The organism is Thiorhodospira sibirica ATCC 700588 (genome assembly GCF_000227725.2).
Classification (GTDB): domain Bacteria; phylum Pseudomonadota; class Gammaproteobacteria; order Ectothiorhodospirales; family Ectothiorhodospiraceae; genus Thiorhodospira; species Thiorhodospira sibirica.
The window spans coordinates 366,664-382,658 of sequence record NZ_MU255056.1 but is presented as its reverse complement, the minus strand read 5'-3'; the positions used below and the strand labels follow the sequence as shown (position 1 = coordinate 382,658).

At 57.5% G+C, this 15,995-nt stretch carries 16 protein-coding genes; 4 read left to right on the top strand and 12 right to left on the bottom strand.

Features of this window, described 5'->3' with window-relative positions; translation table 11 throughout:
- Positions 1-111 precede the first annotated feature (111 nt).
- On the top strand, positions 112-879 hold the full coding sequence (locus tag THISIDRAFT_RS01905; RefSeq protein WP_006786286.1) for a GGDEF domain-containing protein: 768 nt from the start codon (positions 112-114) through the stop codon (positions 877-879).
- A gap of 198 nt (positions 880-1,077) precedes the next feature.
- Here the strand turns inward: THISIDRAFT_RS01905 and polA are convergent, their stop codons facing one another.
- The 3 genes from polA to tadA form a co-directional block, all read right to left on the bottom strand.
- Positions 1,078-3,864 carry a DNA polymerase I gene (gene polA, locus THISIDRAFT_RS01900; protein WP_006786285.1) on the bottom strand — a complete coding sequence of 929 codons (2,787 nt, stop codon included), beginning with the start codon at positions 3,862-3,864 and terminating at the stop codon, positions 1,078-1,080.
- Positions 3,851-4,348, bottom strand: a complete 498-nt coding sequence (gene lspA / locus THISIDRAFT_RS01895) for a signal peptidase II (protein WP_006786284.1) — start codon at positions 4,346-4,348, stop codon at positions 3,851-3,853. The genes polA and lspA overlap by 14 nt, the downstream gene beginning before the upstream one ends.
- A 65-nt stretch (positions 4,349-4,413) precedes the next feature.
- Entirely contained in the window at positions 4,414-4,890 is a 477-nt protein-coding gene (gene tadA, locus THISIDRAFT_RS01890; RefSeq protein WP_040851426.1) for a tRNA adenosine(34) deaminase TadA, read from the bottom strand.
- Positions 4,891-4,934: 44 nt separating this feature from the next.
- Between tadA and THISIDRAFT_RS01885 the strand changes: the two genes are divergently transcribed.
- The gene (locus tag THISIDRAFT_RS01885; RefSeq protein WP_006786282.1) at positions 4,935-5,801 is read left to right on the top strand and encodes an HDOD domain-containing protein; all 867 of its coding nucleotides are present in this window, start codon (positions 4,935-4,937) and stop codon (positions 5,799-5,801) included.
- A 17-nt stretch (positions 5,802-5,818) separates the two neighbouring features.
- On the opposite strand, the gene THISIDRAFT_RS01880 is transcribed toward THISIDRAFT_RS01885, so the two are convergent.
- The 6 genes from THISIDRAFT_RS01880 to ubiA are packed head-to-tail and all read right to left on the bottom strand — an operon-like array spanning position 5,819 to position 10,111.
- Positions 5,819-6,241, bottom strand: coding sequence for an ATP-binding protein (locus tag THISIDRAFT_RS01880; RefSeq protein WP_246585305.1), 423 nt, complete (start codon positions 6,239-6,241; stop codon positions 5,819-5,821).
- Positions 6,219-6,635 (bottom strand): STAS domain-containing protein, encoded by a 417-nt coding sequence (locus THISIDRAFT_RS01875; protein WP_006786280.1) that lies wholly within the window; start codon positions 6,633-6,635, stop codon positions 6,219-6,221. Before THISIDRAFT_RS01875 ends, THISIDRAFT_RS01880 begins: the two co-directional genes overlap by 23 nt.
- Positions 6,635-7,522, bottom strand: coding sequence for an STAS domain-containing protein (locus THISIDRAFT_RS01870; protein WP_083824552.1), 888 nt, complete (start codon positions 7,520-7,522; stop codon positions 6,635-6,637). Before THISIDRAFT_RS01870 ends, THISIDRAFT_RS01875 begins: the two co-directional genes overlap by 1 nt.
- A 21-nt stretch (positions 7,523-7,543) precedes the next feature.
- Positions 7,544-8,824, bottom strand: coding sequence for a methyl-accepting chemotaxis protein (locus tag THISIDRAFT_RS01865; RefSeq protein ID WP_006786278.1), 1,281 nt, complete (start codon positions 8,822-8,824; stop codon positions 7,544-7,546).
- 18 nt (positions 8,825-8,842) lie between these two features.
- Positions 8,843-9,214, bottom strand: coding sequence for a response regulator (locus tag THISIDRAFT_RS01860; protein ID WP_006786277.1), 372 nt, complete (start codon positions 9,212-9,214; stop codon positions 8,843-8,845).
- 36 nt (positions 9,215-9,250) lie between these two features.
- Complete coding sequence (ubiA, locus tag THISIDRAFT_RS01855; RefSeq protein ID WP_006786276.1) at positions 9,251-10,111, bottom strand: 4-hydroxybenzoate octaprenyltransferase; 861 nt, start codon at positions 10,109-10,111, stop codon at positions 9,251-9,253.
- Positions 10,112-10,517: 406 nt separating this feature from the next.
- On the opposite strand from ubiA, the gene THISIDRAFT_RS01850 reads away from it, so the two are divergent.
- Positions 10,518-11,438 (top strand): AEC family transporter, encoded by a 921-nt coding sequence (locus THISIDRAFT_RS01850; protein WP_006786275.1) that lies wholly within the window; start codon positions 10,518-10,520, stop codon positions 11,436-11,438.
- A 31-nt stretch (positions 11,439-11,469) separates the two neighbouring features.
- Positions 11,470-12,066 carry an N-acetyltransferase gene (locus tag THISIDRAFT_RS01845; protein WP_006786274.1) on the top strand — a complete coding sequence of 199 codons (597 nt, stop codon included), beginning with the start codon at positions 11,470-11,472 and terminating at the stop codon, positions 12,064-12,066.
- Between the two features lie 42 nt (positions 12,067-12,108).
- Here the strand turns inward: THISIDRAFT_RS01845 and hpnE are convergent, their stop codons facing one another.
- The 3 genes from hpnE to dnaA all read right to left on the bottom strand — a co-directional run bounded on the left by hpnE (position 12,109) and on the right by dnaA (position 15,940).
- Positions 12,109-13,437 carry a hydroxysqualene dehydroxylase HpnE gene (gene hpnE, locus THISIDRAFT_RS01840; RefSeq protein WP_006786273.1) on the bottom strand — a complete coding sequence of 443 codons (1,329 nt, stop codon included), beginning with the start codon at positions 13,435-13,437 and terminating at the stop codon, positions 12,109-12,111.
- A complete protein-coding gene (gene hpnD / locus THISIDRAFT_RS01835) occupies positions 13,434-14,309 on the bottom strand; it encodes a presqualene diphosphate synthase HpnD (protein ID WP_040851422.1) in 876 nt (291 codons plus the stop codon). Before hpnD ends, hpnE begins: the two co-directional genes overlap by 4 nt.
- A gap of 260 nt (positions 14,310-14,569) precedes the next feature.
- A complete protein-coding gene (dnaA, locus tag THISIDRAFT_RS01830; protein WP_006786271.1) occupies positions 14,570-15,940 on the bottom strand; it encodes a chromosomal replication initiator protein DnaA in 1,371 nt (456 codons plus the stop codon).
- Positions 15,941-15,995 lie beyond the last annotated feature (55 nt).

Genomic DNA, 15,995 nt, shown 5'->3' with positions numbered 1-15,995 from the left:
TTCCAGGTACCGCACCAAACACACCGCGACACCGAGAAGGTGCCGCTACCGCCCGTGTGCCTTCGCATCCGGTTATACCCACTTAACGCGCATTCGCTGGGAGTTTGTGCTGTGAACCATGCCACTGAAAACACCCTGGAGGCCGCTTTAGCGCGGCTGCTGACCGAAACACGACACATCGTCAAAGGCGACAAAGACGCGGTAGACCGTTTGATGGATATGATGGCCCAACCCGATCTGCCAGAAGCGGTCAGAGAACTGGCAGACTGCTTTGGCCATCTGAGCGTCAGCATCGAAACACGCGAATATCGCCTGGAGCTGGTTTTAGAAGACCTGCTGGAAAAACAGGCCGCACTGGAAGAGGCCATGCACGATGCCTTGACCGGCTTGCCCAATCGGGCGATTTTTCACCAATCCCTGGAAACCGCCTGCCAGCAGGCCAAGGCCCAACAACAAACCCTCGCCGTGGTGTTTGTCGATCTGGACAAATTCAAACCCATCAACGACACCCTCGGCCACGATGCTGGCGATGAACTCCTGCAAATGGTCGCCTTGCGCCTGCAGGGCGCGATTCGCAGCAACGACCTGGCAGCCCGTCTGGGCGGCGATGAATTTGCCCTGATTCTCGGTACGCTACCGGATAAAGCCGAGGCCTTGCGGATCAGCCAGCGCGTATTGCAAGAACTGGCCACGCCTTTTGCCCTGGCCGCCGCAGAAGTCAAAATCGGCGGCTCCCTGGGCGTATCTTTCTATCCTCATGACGGCGACACGCCTACCACCTTGCTCAAAAGCGCCGATATGGCCATGTACCGCGCCAAAAGCGAAGGCCGCAACGCCATCCGCTGCTACAACCCCAAAGACGAGGCGCTGGGCCGATAACACAAGGTGGGAGTGCCGGGCATCCGCCCGGCATAAAAAACTCCCCTCCTTTTCAAGGAGGGGAGCCGCGAAGCGGCGGGGTGGTTATCTTTACACCTGACCCCCTCCCCGCTTGCGCGGGACTCCCCCTTAACAGGGGGAAGTTCTTTAACTGCTGCGGAGCGGGTGCTCCGCGCTCCCGCGCTCGATGCCGTGGCGTTAATGGGCGGCGTCCCAGTTTTCCCCAATGCCGATATCAACCAGCAACGGGACGTGTAATGTCAGCGCCTCGCTCATCAGGCGGCTGACGGCGGTTCCCAGGGCCTGGGCCTGTTCGGCCTGGACTTCAAAAACCAGTTCGTCGTGGACCTGCATGATCATCATTGCCGGAAAGCCGCTGTGTTGCAGCCAGGTATCTACCTTCAGCATGGCCGCTTTGATGATGTCTGCGGCGCTGCCTTGCATGGGGGCGTTAATCGCCAGGCGTTCGGCCTGGGCGCGGCGCTGGGCGTTGCGGGAGCGGATGTCGGGCAGATACAGCCGCCGCCCTAAGAGGGTTTCTACATAGCCTTGGCTGAGCGCCTGTTCGCGACTGGCCTGCATATACGCCTGCACCCCCGGATAACGGGCAAAATAGCGCGCCATGTAGTCTTTCGCGGCGCTTTGTTCTAGTTTTAGCTCGCGGGCCAGCCCAAAGGCCGACATACCATAGATCAGGCCGAAGTTGATGGCTTTGGCGGCGCGGCGTTCCTCGGCGCTGACCTGTTCCAAGGGGCGGTTAAAGATTTCGGCGGCGGTGGCGCGGTGGATGTCTTCGCCAGCGGCAAAGGCGGCCAGCAGGCCGGAATCCTGCGATAAATGGGCCATGATGCGCAGCTCGATCTGCGAATAATCCGCTGCCAGCAGCAGGCGTCCCGGTGGTGCGGTAAAGGCCTGGCGGATCAGCCGTCCCGGTGGGGTGCGTATCGGGATGTTTTGCAGGTTGGGATCGCTGCAGGATAAGCGTCCGGTGGAGGTCACGGCCTGTTGATAGCTGGCGTGAATACGTCCGGTGCGCGGGTGGATAAAGCCGGGGAGTTTGTCGGTGTAGGTGGATTTGAGTTTGGCCAGGCGGCGATGCGCCAGCAGCACTGCGGGCAGCGGGTAGTCTTCTGCCAGGGCTTCCAGGGCTTCCTCGGCGGTGGATGGCTGGCCTTTGGGGGTTTTGTGTTTTGCGGGCAGGCCGTGCTTGTCAAACAGAATCTGCTGGATCTGTTTGGGCGAGGCCAGGTTAAAGGGTTCACCCGCCAGGGCAAAAGCCTCTTGTTCCAGGGCGGTGAGTTGTTTGGCCAGGGCGCGGCTCTGGGTTTGCAGGTGGGCCTTGTCCACATACACGCCGTGGCGCTCCATGCGCGCCAGTACCGGAATCAGGGGGATTTCCAGCTGTTCGTAGACCCGCCGTGGACCGGCTTGTGTACACAGCTGCGGCCACAGGTGCTGATGCAGGCGCAGGCAGATATCAGCATCTTCAGCCGCATAGCGGGTGGCCTGTTCCAGCGGTACCTCGGCAAAGGGGATCTGGCGGGCCCCTTTGCCGGTGACTTCCTCATAATGCAGGGTGCGGTACTGGAGATGCTGCTCGCTGAGGACATCCAGGCTGTGACGATGGGCCTGACTGTCGAGCAGGTACGACTGCAGCAGGCTGTCATGGGTGATCCCGGCCAGGGTGATGCCATGATTGGCCAAAACCTGCGCGTCGTATTTCAGATGATGGCCCAATTTAGCGTATTGGGGGTCTTCCAGCAGGGGGCGCAGGCGTTCCAGGGTGGCCTCGCGGGGGAGCTGGGTAACGCCCTCCAGGCTGCGATGCGCCAGCGGCAGATAGGCGGCCTCGCCTGCGGTGACAGCAAAGGACAGGCCGACAAGCTCGGCGCGCATGGGGTCAAGGTCACTGGTTTCGACATCCAGTGCCCACAGCGGGGCCTGGACGAGTTTGTCCAGCCATGATTGTAAAGTGGCTGCGTCGGTAATGGTGACATAGTGCGCATGGGGAGCGCCAGGCTCCGCGCCGAAAAGGTCTTGTACGGCTGTTGCAGACGGTGCATCGCGGGTACTACGCGGTCCCGGCTGCGCGGCGTTATGCGCGGTATCCGCCGCATGATCTTCCTGCTGCAGGGCCTGCAGCCAGCCTTTGAATTCCAGCGCGGTAAATAATTCCCGCAGGCGGGGTTGATCGGCTGCGCCGGGCTCCAGGCGTGTCCAGTCAATGTCGAGCGGCAGATCGGTCTTGACCCGGATCAGCGATTGGTACAGCGGCAATTGCGGCAGGGTGGCGCGCAGATTCTCCCCCACCTTGCCGCTGATGTCGGCGGCGTGCTCAATGATGCCCTCAAGGCTCCCATACTCGGCCAGCCATTTGCTGGCCATTTTCGGGCCGACCTTAGGCACACCAGGGATATTGTCGGCTTTATCGCCAATCAGGCTGAGATAATCAACGATTTGCGCCGGACTGACCCCGAATTTTTGCCACACCCCGGCCTCATCCAGACGTTCATCGCTCATGGTATTGAGCAGACTGATCCTGGGGCCGACCAGCTGGGCCAGATCCTTGTCGCCGGTGGAGATGAGTACCTCCAGTCCGCGCTGGAGAGCCTGCGTGGTGAGCGTAGCAATCACATCATCGGCCTCAACCTCGGGCACCGCCAGACGCAACAGCCCCATCGCATCAATGACCTCCTGCAAGGGGGCAATCTGTGCCACCAGCTCATCGGGCATCGGCGGACGTTGTGCCTTGTAATCGGGATACAGGCTGTGGCGGAAATTTTTGCCCTTGGCGTCAAAAATAACCGCCATCAAGGCCGCAGGATCACTGGCGCGCAGGCTGCGCAGCATCGCAATCACCCCTTTGATGGCGCCGGTGGGCTGGCCTTGACGGGTGCGCAAGGGCGGCAGGGCATGAAAGGCGCGGTACAGATACGAGGAGCCATCGACCAGGATCAGGCGGCGGGCGGTATCAGCGTGGTGCATCGGTATCATCTCCTTGCTGGCGTTCGCGATGAATGCCGATCAGGCTGCAGATAATCAGCAACACCGCCCCCATGCTGATGGCAGCATCGGCGATATTAAAGGCAGGCCAGTGATAACCCGCCACATGCATATCAATAAAATCAATGACTTTGCCATGCCAGAGCCGATCAATCAGATTGCCGATGGCCCCGCCCAATAACAGCGCCAGCCCGGTGGCGGTCAGGCGTTCCTCGGGTTTGAGCTGCTTGAGCCAGACGATGATGAACACGCTGACCACCAGCGCCAGGCTCACAAAAAACCAGCGCTGCCAGCCACCGGCCTGACTGAGCAGACTGAAGGCCGCGCCGGTGTTGTACACCAGCGTGAAATTCAAAAACGGCAGGATGGCAACCGGCTCAAACAGGGGCAAGGTGCGCTCGGCGAACCATTTGGTGAGTTGATCCAGGATGATGATCAGGGCAGATAGCGAAAGCCATTTATGCATGAAAAATGGATACCTTGGAAAAGCGGTGAACAGAGGAATGCATCTATACGCAGGGTGCCGCGTGTTCAGGCGCTTGGGCGAGCGCTGCGCTGGCGCCGGGCGCGAAAAAAATCCTGTAACAGCGCCTGACTTTGGGCCGCCATCACACCGCTGCATACCTCCAGACGGTGGTTATGGATGGGTAAGCGCAGTGCATCAAAGGCCGTACCGGCGGCACCGGTGCGTGGATCATAAGCCGCATAGACCAGACGCGCAATGCGGGCATGAATCATCGCCCCCACACACATCAGGCACGGCTCCAGCGTGACATACAGGGTGCAGCCCGGCAGCCGGTAGTTTTGCAGCTGCTCACCGGCGGCCCGCAACACCACGATTTCAGCATGGGCACTGGGATCATGCCGGGCAATGGACTGATTAAAACCCTCGGCGAGCAGCTGCCCCTGGGAATCCAGCAGCAGCGCACCAATGGGCACCTCGCCGTGGGCGGCGGCGGTGTGCGCCAGGCGCAAGGCCCGCGTCATCCAATCATGATCTGAGTGCATAATGGCTACTTGCTTCATACGGCGGCTAAGGCTACGCTTGAAAAATGAATACTGAGCAATCGCTGAAACATACGGTAGACCTGTTTGTGGCCAGTTTGCGGGAGGATATGCGCAGCCAGCGCCTGCGCCTGCCGACCTTACCCGATATTTCGGTGCAGGCCCTGTTTACCGTCAATTGTGACGATACCACCATCGACGATGTGGCTGCGTTGGTGATGCGTGATGCCTCAATGGCGGCGCGGGTGGTGCGCTATGCCAACAGCCCGGTGTTTCGCGGGGTGAGCCCCTGTAGCACGATCAAATCGGCCATCACCCGCTTAGGGCTGGGAAAAACCAAGCACCTTTTACTGGCGCTGGCCATGAAAGAGGTTTTTGACACCGGTCATGAGGGGATTCTCCGTCGCATGGAAACCTTGTGGAGTCATAGCGTGGAGGTGGCGATGCTGAGCATGTTGCTGGCCTTGCGCTATCCGCATCTTGACCCGGAAACAGCCCTACTGGGGGGCCTGGTGCATGATGTCGGGATTATCCCCATTCTCGACCGGGCCAAAGATCACGAGGCGATTTTACAGCATGAGGCCAGTCTTGCGGCGATCATCGGCGCGGTGCATGCGCCGCTGGGCAAGGCCATTTTGAATGCCTGGCGTTTTGCCCCGGTACTGGTGAGTGTCGCGGCTGAACATGACCGCCTGCAACGCGATCCGGGGCCTGATGCGCCGATTGATTATGTGGATATTGTGCAGGCCGCCAACATCGAAAGCTACCGCGCCCATGCAAACCACCCACTGGCCCGGCTTAACCGCGCCGAGATCCCCGCCCTGCGCCGCCTGGGCTGCACCGCCGCCGACCCGGAATTGCACTGGGATGAAGACGCGGCCTTATTGCAACAGGTCAGCCAGTTGTTTACCTAAGCGTGGCCATCTGCGCCTTAGCCGTGATGTCGGCGGCGGATCATGCTCATCTCCACCTTGGTGCAGCCCGGATGTGACTGGATATCAAACTGATCCATCAAGCGCCGGGCACCGGGCAACCCCGCCCCCAGACCGCCGCCGGTGGAATAGCCATCGCGCAGGGCAGCAACGACATCGGTGATGCCAATGCCCCAGTCCTCGACCTCAATGCGAATACGAATCCATTCATTATCCGATTCATCAAATAAACGGCACACGCCGCCGCCTGGTCCGGCATATTGAATGACGTTACGGGTGATCTCGGAGATGGCGGTGGCCAGCCGCGTTTGATCTGCGCTACCCAGGCCAAGCCCGGCAGCGATTTCACGCGCTTTGCTGCGCGCACTGACGACATCACTGGGATCAGTGATCTCAATACTAAAAATTGAATGGCCGGTCACGGCTTCGCTCATCGTCGTCGAAGGCCCATAAATCCGCGCGTTGTACAATCCGCTGACGCAGCACAATTAGGCCCTGCTCCAGATTGAAGGTGCTTTGTGCCCCCAAAAGCCCCCGCCCCATTTCCACCAAGGTCATCGCCACAGTGGGTTGAATCCCGCACACCACTACCTCAGCGCCCAGCAATCGCGCCATATTCGCCGTATCATTGATCACCCGCGCCATAAAGGAATCGACAATTTCCAGGGCGGTGATATCAATGGCCAGGCCCATCGCCTCGGTGCGCGAGACCTCGTTGACCACATCATTTTGAAACAGCATCACATCCTCATCGGTCAGATCGACCTGAATGGAGGTGAGCAGGATATTACCCAGTCTCAGGATGGGAATTCTCATCAATGCGTGCCTTGCTGCAGGGGAATCACCTGATAACCGATCATGCGCAGCGCCTCCGCCAGCCCGGAACGCAAGGTGGCGCGGGTGGTGATGTCGGGAAAGTTGATACCCAGTTTAACCAGGGTTTGGGCGCCTTCGGGATTGATACCGGTCATGATCACCTGGGTGCCCAGCATATTTGCAGCGGCAATGGTTTTCAATAAGTGCCCGGCCACACTGGTATCCAGCACCGGCACCCCGGTCACATCAATGATCGTCACCAAAGCCTCCGTTTTGGAGACATTTTCCAGCAGGCGTTCGGTTAATTGGCGCGCCCGCTGGGTGTCGATCACCCCGATCAGGGTCATCATCAAGATGCGGTTCCACACCCGCACCACCGGGATGGACTGCTCCATCAAGGCGATGCTTTGCTGCAAGATGACCTTCTCGCGGGCTTCAACAAAGGAATTGATGACAAACACCAACATGCTGTCAACAATCTGATCCAGGCTCTTAATGGCCAGCATCAGCGCCTCGCCCTGTCCGACGAGCTGTTCGTTTAACGCCACCTGCAGGGCTTTTTTCAGCCCCAGGATCCAATGGGTGCTCTTGGTGGGGGAAAAGCCCTGCTTGGCCTGCTGGGCGCTGATTTCACGCAGTACCTGGCAAAAATGCGGATAGTACTCCAGGCGCCAGTCGTGGGCATTGTCGCTTAAGGTTTGGGCTAATTCTTGCAGGATACGGGTAGCATGCTGGCGCAAGAGATCGCGATAGGCATTGCCGCTTAGATTGCCCGGCGGCGACTCATCGGCATGCACCTCAGACAGCCAGCGATTCACAAGCTGATCATGCTGACTGTGCAAGATTTCCACCAATACACGTTGAAAGGCATCAGGTTTCATAGTCATTGATTCAAATCACTTTAAGGATCAAAAAAGCTGGATTGGTGGGCCGTCGTCTTGCGCATCGTCCATGCCATGACTTTTTTCCGCCCTTTCGTATTCCTGATTCAGTTGTGCCAGAATGGCAAAATTATCCATGTTTAATAAGCCCGGCTCGGTGACTTCAGTGGCTAAACGACGCAAGGCGATATCGCGCTGCGTCAGTGCATATTGCATGCGCTCCAGGCGTTGGCGCACGATATCCTGAAACTGCAAAGACCCGAGTGCATTGACAATCTGTTCTGCCAGATCACTGTTATGCTGGCGTGTGACGGTAAGCAGCGTTTTATAAAACTGCTTCATGTCTTCATAGCTTTCCTGCAGGCGGTGAATCGACTCCAGCACCGAGGAGGCCTCGCGCAATTCCTCCTGCGCATGGCGGTCAGTGCCTTTTTCAAAGTTGACATACACCGTTTGCTGCGCGCTTTTGATCGTATGCTGAATGGTTTCTGCCGCCTGGGTCGCACGCACCGCCAAGGTACGCACCTCATCCGCTACCACCGCAAAACCGCGCCCATGTTCACCCGCGCGGGCGGCCTCAATCGCCGCGTTGAGCGCCAGTAAATTGGTCTGCTCGCTGATGGATTTGATCACCTCGGCCATGCCATCCATCTGACTGATTTCATCGACAATGGCGCGCATACTCTGCCGGTCTTCCTCGATTTTTTCCGGCAAACGCTGCATAAACTGGCCAATGCGCTCGATGATGTCGGTGCTTTTTTGGATCTCATCTTGCATATCGGTGGTGTCCAGATCAGCGCGATTCAGATAACCGACCAGTTCCGAGGCAATTCTATCCAGCTGTTGCACCCGTTTGACGATATCCACCGAGGCCTGTTCGGTTTCCTCAATCACCCGCTGCAAATTACGGCTGAACACCTCATCAAGCTGGGCGCTGTCTTCCAGGCATTCACTGACGACGCTGCATTTTTCCTCCAGCTGGCCGACATAATGCAAGGTGCTGGTGGTACTTCTGGCCAGTTCCCCCAAAGCGCCCAGGCTTGAGCGCATAAACAGATAACTGATCGCAAAGGCCACCACCACAAAGCTTGCGGAGATCACCGTGGCGCTGACAAATCGCGCACTGATCCCCAAATACTGCGCCAGCCAGGCCAGAAAATCGGCGGTAAAATACTGCAAAAACCAGATCACCGAGGCCGCCAGCACTGTGCTCAAAATCAGATGACGCCGCGCCAGGGACAGCTGGCGATAGCCCGAATGAATAAACTCATCGCCGGGTGGCGACGTGCGTGCTGTCGTTGTGTCCATTGAGTGAGGAGACACGCCCTAAGCACCCGGCAAAACCTGCTTGATGGTTTTGAGCAAATCCGGCCCGGAAATTGGCTTGACCAGCCAGCCGGTTGCTCCTGCCTCCTTGCCCTCCATGCGCTTGGCCTGCTGTGATTCAGTGGTCAACATCAAAATCGGCGTGAAACGAAAGCCCGGAAGTTTGCGCACCTCACGGATAAATTCAATGCCATTCATCTGCGGCATATTCAGGTCAGTGATAATCAAATCGGGTTTGACGCCGCTTTTGATCTGCCCCAGGGCATCAACGCCATGACAGGCCTTGGCAACCTTATAGCCTGCCTTGGTAATGATTTCACTCACACTGAGAATGATAGTTGTGGAGTCATCCACCAACAAAATGGTTTTCAAGCCCAATCTCCTTGAGTTGCAAAGAGGTTTAAGAAATCAGATAGCACTGCGCGGCAAGGCATAATCAAACACCAGCCCGGCAAAAACAACCGCACCCAACCAATTGTTATTTAAAAACGCCCGCAGGCAAAGCTGTGGCTGACGATCATAAATCAGATATTGCTGATATAGCGCCAAAATACCGGCAACACTGACCGCCAGATAATAAGGCCATCCCAGACCCGCCTGTTGACCCACCGACACCAGCGCCATCAGCAACAATCCCTGCAACACCGCCAGAATAGCCCGATCCGCCTCGCCAAACAGCACCGCCGTGGATTTCACGCCGATCTTGAGATCATCATCGCGATCCGCCATCGCATACATAGTGTCATAAATCGTCGCCCATAACAGCGTAGCCACAAACAAAAGCCATGCCACCGGCGGCGGAAACTCCCCGGTCTGGGCGCTGAAGGCCATCGGCACCGCCCAGCCAAAGGCGGCCCCCAGATGCACCTGCGGCAAATGATGGTAACGCTTCATGAAAGGATAACTGAGCGCCAATAAAACAGCGACCACCGACAAGGCAATGGTCAGCGGATTCATCAGCAACACCAGCCCAAAGGCGATCAGGCTCAACCCCACAAACACTGCCACCGCCTCCCAGGGCGCCAGCTCACCTTGGGCCAGCGGGCGCTGCTGGGTGCGCCGGATATGCCGATCAATATCACGGTCGGCATAATCATTAATCGCACAGCCCGCCGAGCGCATCAGCGCCACCCCGGCCACAAAGACCCCCAGCACCAGCAGATCAGGGACCCCTTCGGCGGCAATCCACAAGGCCCACAAGGTCGGCCAGAGCAATAAAAAAATGCCGATCGGTCGGTGCAAACGCACCAACACGGCATATTGACGCAACCGCCACCACAGCCCTCGGCGGGGTGCGACACTAGAAGATGATGGCTTACCAGTCACCGCAATACACCAACCCTGCTCGCTACGTTTAAGATCAAATCGTGGCTAAAGTGTAGCAGACCTACAGCATTCTATTGATAAAAGCGGCAAAAATTCACCCCTGGGAGCGCGGAGCATCCGCTCCGCATGATTATGGAGCGCCACACACCAGCTACGCACGAATTGGCGGCGGCTTCTAGCCGTCGCTTTTTTTGAAGCGGCATCTGGAAAATGCCGCCACATCTTTAATGCCGCTCTGGTGAGCGGTGCTCCAAGCCAAGCTGCCGAGTGATACCTCGGCGTTCCCAGGATGTCAGCCTGTTGACGGGCTGTTATACTCGCAGCCCGTTTCCCTTTCCCTTCCGATACGATGCTTTCCATTATCAGTCAAATGGGTGCGCTGATCCTGTGCGGATGGATCTGGCGTACTCTCAAACCCGGTGGTCTGGATGCTGACACCACCCGTCAGGTATTAACCACGCTGGTGTATTTTCTGCTGCTGCCGGCCTTGGTGTTGGTGGTGTTGTGGCAGGCGCCGCTCGATGGGCAATCCTGGCGCATTGCCGTGGTGGCGGGCTTGTCGGTGGTGCTGGCGATGCTATTGGCGTGGGGGAGTTGTCGATTTTGCAAGGCGCAGCGTCGGGTTACCGGGACGGTGATTCTGGCGGCGGCTTTTCCCAATGCCACGTATCTCGGTTTGCCCTTGCTGGAAAGCCTGTTTGGCGATCTGGGGCGTTTTGTCGCCATTCAATATGATCTGTTTGCCTGTACTCCGATTCTGTTGACGGTGGGCATTTTGGTGGCCAGCCGCATGGGCGACGGTGCGGCGCAGGTCAATCCGCTGACCACCCTGCTGCGCGTGCCGTCTTTGTGGGCGGCGGCCTTGGGCGTGACGCTCAATCTCAGCGGCGTGCCGCTGTTGCCGTGGTTTGAGTCCTGGCTGACCATGCTGGGCAATGGCGTCATTCCCTTGATGCTGTTTTCTCTGGGCCTGGCGCTGGTATGGCGCACATGGCGGATGGAATATCTGCGGTTTTTGTTGCCGGTGGTGTTGATTCAGCTGGCAATTCAGCCGCTGTTTGCCTGGTTTGCGGCGCATTTTTTAGGACTGGAGGGCGAGGTATTAATTGCGGTGGTGCTTGAAGCGGCCATGCCTGCGATGGTGCTTGGACTGGTGTTATGTGATCGTTATCGCCTGGACAGTGCGCTGTACGCCGCCGCCGTCACCCTGACTACGCTGCTGGCCTTTGTCACCCTCCCACTGACCTACCGTCTGGCCAGTCTGTTTTAAGGCCGGGCGCTGATCCATAGGCAGATATAGAATGTCTACTGCACTGACGATTCAACGCTATACCAACGACGGCATCAGGGCCTATATTTCTGAGTTGGCCGCGTTACGCATTGAGGTATTTCGCGAGTTTCCCTATCTGTATGATGGCGATACGGAGTATGAGGCGCGTTATCTGCAGACCTACATACAATCACCGGATAGTGTTGTGGTGATTGTCCGTGATGGTGAGCGGATTGTGGGGGCGTCTACCGCCCTGCCGCTGGCACATGAAACGGCAAATGTCATCGCCCCTTTTATCGAACACGGCTATGATCCCGGCGCGATTTTTTATCTGGGCGAATCCGTGTTGCTGAATGCCTATCGTGGGCGCGGTATCGGAGTGCGTTTTTTCGCTGAACGCGAAGCACATGCCAGGGCTTTGCAGCGTTTCAGCTGGAGCGCGTTTTGTGCGGTTGAACGCCCCGCCGATCATCCACGCCGCCCCAAGGATTATGTCCCGTTGCATCAGTTCTGGGAGAAACGCGGTTATCGGCGCCATGCTGAGCTGTCTGCCCGTTTCAGCTGGCGCGATCTGGATGAGCCCAGCGAATCTTCAAAACAGATGTTTTTCTGGCTTAAAGCCTTGTAGGATAATGCCTATTGCAGCACGTCTACCAATGTCATGATTTTATTATGAATTTTTCGAGTTAACGATGCTCTTGGCGCATTGCAATCCACTCAAAACAGCGCCTTCCAGGGTGCCCGGCAGACCGGTCTGGATGTAATCACCCGCCAGCCACAGACCGGGCAGGGGCATTTGGTGGCTGGGGCGAAAGCGTTCACAGCCGACGCTGGCGCGAAAGGTGGCCCGCTTTTCGCGGATCACAAAGGCATCCAGCGGCTCAGGCCAATCCGGATAAAACAGGCTTAACTCGGCCTTGATCTGCTTGATCAGGGCGCTATTGTCCAGGTGCAGGTGCGCCCCAGAGGCTGAAATGACGACAGCCATCACGCCAGGGGTGCCGGTCAGGCGCCGATCAAACAGCCATTGTCCGGTGGTTTCCAGCATGCCGATAAACGTCGGTGTCATGCGGGTTTTTTCCGGATAGCGCAGATACACCGTACAAATCGGCTCATCGTCTAAATGTTTTAATTTGGTGGCCCAGGTTTGCAGGGCAGGCAGGCCCGCACACAGGCTCTGGGTAATATGCGCAGGCGTTGCCAAAATCACCTGTGGGGCGCTAAATTCGCCGTCATCAAGCACTACTCTATAGCCGCGCTCCGCCTGATAATCCAGAGCGCGCACGCGGGCGCGGGTCAGCAAGCGGCCGCCCTGCTGCTCAATAAAGCGCCGTGCCGGATCTACAAACATCGCGCTTAAATCAAGCCGTGGAATCAGCAGATCGGAATGGCGCCGCCGCTGGCTGAAACTGGCCTGCAGAACGGTTGCAAATAATTGCCCGGAGGCCATATCGGGGTGGGTGTTCAGCGCGGCCAGACATAAGGGATTGAAAATGCCCTCAATCAGTCGCGTGGGGATTTTGTGATGCCGCAATAAGGTCGTGACCGGTAAATCCTGGGGGCTGTGCCAACGCATCAGGCGCGCCAGGCCAACCAAGGCGGCAAAACGCTCCGGCCACGGGATGCCCGAGGTGCGCAGTAAACCAAAGGCAAGATTGAGCGGTGCTGGCAGGTACAGGCTGGCCAGATTGATCCCTTCCTGGCGCGGGGAGCGCATGGTCAGATCCAGCGGCATGCGCAAGAGCGCTTTACGCTCATCCATGCCCAGGGTGTGCAGCATCGCCAGGGTGGCCTCATAAGCCCCGATCAGCAGATGCTGGCCGTTATCCACCCGCACACCGTTCATCTCCAGCCCGCGCGCCCGCCCGCCCGGGTGTAACGCCGCCTCCAGCACGGTGACCGGAATCTTTTGCTGGGCCAGTGTAACCGCAGCACTTAAGCCAGCCCAGCCAGCACCGATAATCAGCACCGAGGAGGGGCTGTCGTGGCATGGTGTCATGTATGCTGACCTGTTTTGAGTAATTGCCGATGGAGACGCGATTCCTGACGGGCGGTCCGCCAGGCAATCCACAATTTGCGCAAGGGTGTGAGTTTGATGCGCTGCTCCAAAACCCGATAGCCATCCGCTTCAATCTCGGCCAGCAGGCTTTGATACACCGAGGCCATGATCAAGCCGCTCCGCTGGGCATAGCGGTCCTGGCGTGGCAGGTGCGCCATAGCTTGCGCATAATACGCTCGCGCCCGCTCCGCCTGTGCGGTAAACAAGGCCCTGAGATTATCGGTGGTTTTGCCCTGATGCAGGTCGCTGATACTCAGTTGATAGCGCTGCAACTCATCCAGGGGAATATAGATACGGCCACGATGGGCATCCTCGCGCACATCCCGCAAGATATTGGTCAACTGCATCGCCATGCCCAGATCGCGGGCATAGGCTTGAGTGTTGCGGTCCTGATAGCCAAAAATTTCTGCCGACAACAAGCCGACCACACTGGCCACCCGGTAACAATATAAAGATAACTCCTTGAAACTCGGATAGACCTGATAATCCAGATCCATCTGCATCCCGTCGATGATCTCCTGAAAATATTCCAGCGGCAAATGGTAGCGCTGGATCGGCGTCTGCAAGGCCCGCGTCACCGGATGCGACGGCTCCCCGGAAAAGGCCCTGGCAATTTCATGGCGCCACCAGGCCAGTTTTAATTTGGCCACCTCGGCCTCGCTGGCTTCATCCACCACATCATCGACTTCACGGCAGAAGGCATACAGGGCCGTAATTGCCAAACGCTGCGGCTCTGGCAAAAACAAAAAGCTGTAATAAAAACTGGAACCGCTGCGTGCTGCTTTTTCCTGACAATAGCGCTCTGGGGTCATCGGCATCTCGCGCATTCCACACGTTGATCAACAAGAAACCGTCCGCTGGAAAACATTCCGGGCGGATCGGCATGGGGGCGGGTGATACGTCCTGCATAGGCCTGGAGATAAACCGGGCCAGTGCTTGACGCACAAATATCCTCACTATATGCGTTCTAAATGGTTTGCAGGGCATTTTAGCAGGCATGGGCATGATCGGACATCCAGCATCACGCGTAGCGCTATCAGAAGCCCTGCCTATCTGATTCCATCCGCGCCCGCTAGCCCGACAGTCTCTGCAACAGGGTATTGAATGCCTCATCGACTTCCTGATCAGCCTTGCGCAGCTCATTAACCTTGCGACAGGCATATAACACCGTGGTGTGATCGCGTCCGCCAAAGGAGCGGCCAATCTGCGGCAGGCTGTTGGTGGTCAGCTCCTTGGCCAGAGCCATGCACATCTGCCGGGGGCGGCTGATGGCCCGTGTGCGCTTGCTGGAAACCATGTCAGCGATGGATACCTTGTAATAATCCGATACGATTTTTTGAATGTTTTCAATCGAAACCAGATGTTCCTGGGCGCTGAGCATGTCGCGCAGGGCTTCCTTGGCAAAGGCCAGATCGACGGGTTTTCCGCTAAACTGCGCACTGGCCAGAATACGCCGTAATGCCCCTTCCAGCTCACGAATATTGGCACGAATGCGCTTGGCCATGAAATAAGCGACCTCGTTGGGCAATTTGAGCCCGGCCTGCTGGGCCTTGTTTTGCAAAATGGCGATACGGGTGTCAAGTTCCGGCGGAGTAATCGCCACCGTCAACCCCCAGCCAAAGCGCGACTTGAGTCGTTCCTCCAGGCCGTTGACCTCATTGGGGAAACGATCACAGGCAATAATCACCTGATGATGGCCTTCCATCAGCGCATTGAAGGTATGAAAAAACTCTTCCTGCGAACGCTCCTTGCCGGCAAAAAACTGAATATCATCAATCAATAAGGCATCCGCCGAACGATAATAGCGCTTAAAATCGTTCATCAGATTATGTTGCAGGGCCTTGATCATATCCGCGACAAAGCGTTCCGAATGCAGATAGACCACGCGGGCCGTGGTATTGCGCTGCAAAATATCATTGCCAATCGCGTGCATCAGGTGGGTTTTGCCCAGACCCACGCCCCCGTAAATAAACATCGGGTTATAGGCCTTGCCATGCGCATCAGCGACTTGCTGACTCGCCGCCCGCGCCAGCTGGTTGGACTTCCCTTCCACAAAATTATCAAAGGTATAGTTCGGGTTGAGATTATTGGTAAATTGGCTGGCTGGCGTGCTGAGCTGGGTGATGCTATGGCGCTTGCCGTTGGCTTTTTTGAGCGGCGTGGTGCGCTCAGCGCCATTTTTGCCAGCCCCCGCCCGCTGGCTGCCGACTTCCAGCTGTACCCGCAGCGTCCGGCCATCTGCACACTCGTTGATCAAGGTCTCAATGCGGGCAAAAAAATGTTTGCGCACCCAGTCCAGCACAAAGCGATTGGGCGCCAGCAAGCGCACAGTATCCTCCTCGTCAATCGCATGCAGCGGACGAATCCAGGTATTCAATTGCTGGTCGGACAGTTCACGCTCCAACCGAGCAATGCATTGCTGCCACAGCGAATTACCAGGCACGGTGCGACTCCGGAGAATAATATCCCAGGACCTGTCAACGCGAGGGTCAGACAAG

What these genes read in the sequence shown, in the direction of transcription:
- polA (WP_006786285.1), bottom strand. Translation starts at nt 3,864, where the DNA reads ATGCACCACGCTGATACCGCCCGCCGCCTGATCCTGGTCGATGGCTCC.
- lspA (WP_006786284.1), bottom strand. Translation starts at nt 4,348, where the DNA reads ATGCATAAATGGCTTTCGCTATCTGCCCTGATCATCATCCTGGATCAA.
- tadA (WP_040851426.1), bottom strand. Translation starts at nt 4,890, where the DNA reads ATGCACTCAGATCATGATTGGATGACGCGGGCCTTGCGCCTGGCGCAC.
- THISIDRAFT_RS01885 (WP_006786282.1), top strand. Translation starts at nt 4,935, where the DNA reads ATGAATACTGAGCAATCGCTGAAACATACGGTAGACCTGTTTGTGGCC.
- THISIDRAFT_RS01875 (WP_006786280.1), bottom strand. Translation starts at nt 6,635, where the DNA reads ATGAGAATTCCCATCCTGAGACTGGGTAATATCCTGCTCACCTCCATT.
- THISIDRAFT_RS01870 (WP_083824552.1), bottom strand. Translation starts at nt 7,522, where the DNA reads ATGACTATGAAACCTGATGCCTTTCAACGTGTATTGGTGGAAATCTTG.
- THISIDRAFT_RS01865 (WP_006786278.1), bottom strand. Translation starts at nt 8,824, where the DNA reads ATGGACACAACGACAGCACGCACGTCGCCACCCGGCGATGAGTTTATT.
- THISIDRAFT_RS01850 (WP_006786275.1), top strand. Translation starts at nt 10,518, where the DNA reads ATGCTTTCCATTATCAGTCAAATGGGTGCGCTGATCCTGTGCGGATGG.
- THISIDRAFT_RS01845 (WP_006786274.1), top strand. Translation starts at nt 11,470, where the DNA reads ATGTCTACTGCACTGACGATTCAACGCTATACCAACGACGGCATCAGG.
- hpnE (WP_006786273.1), bottom strand. Translation starts at nt 13,437, where the DNA reads ATGACACCATGCCACGACAGCCCCTCCTCGGTGCTGATTATCGGTGCT.
- hpnD (WP_040851422.1), bottom strand. Translation starts at nt 14,309, where the DNA reads ATGACCCCAGAGCGCTATTGTCAGGAAAAAGCAGCACGCAGCGGTTCC.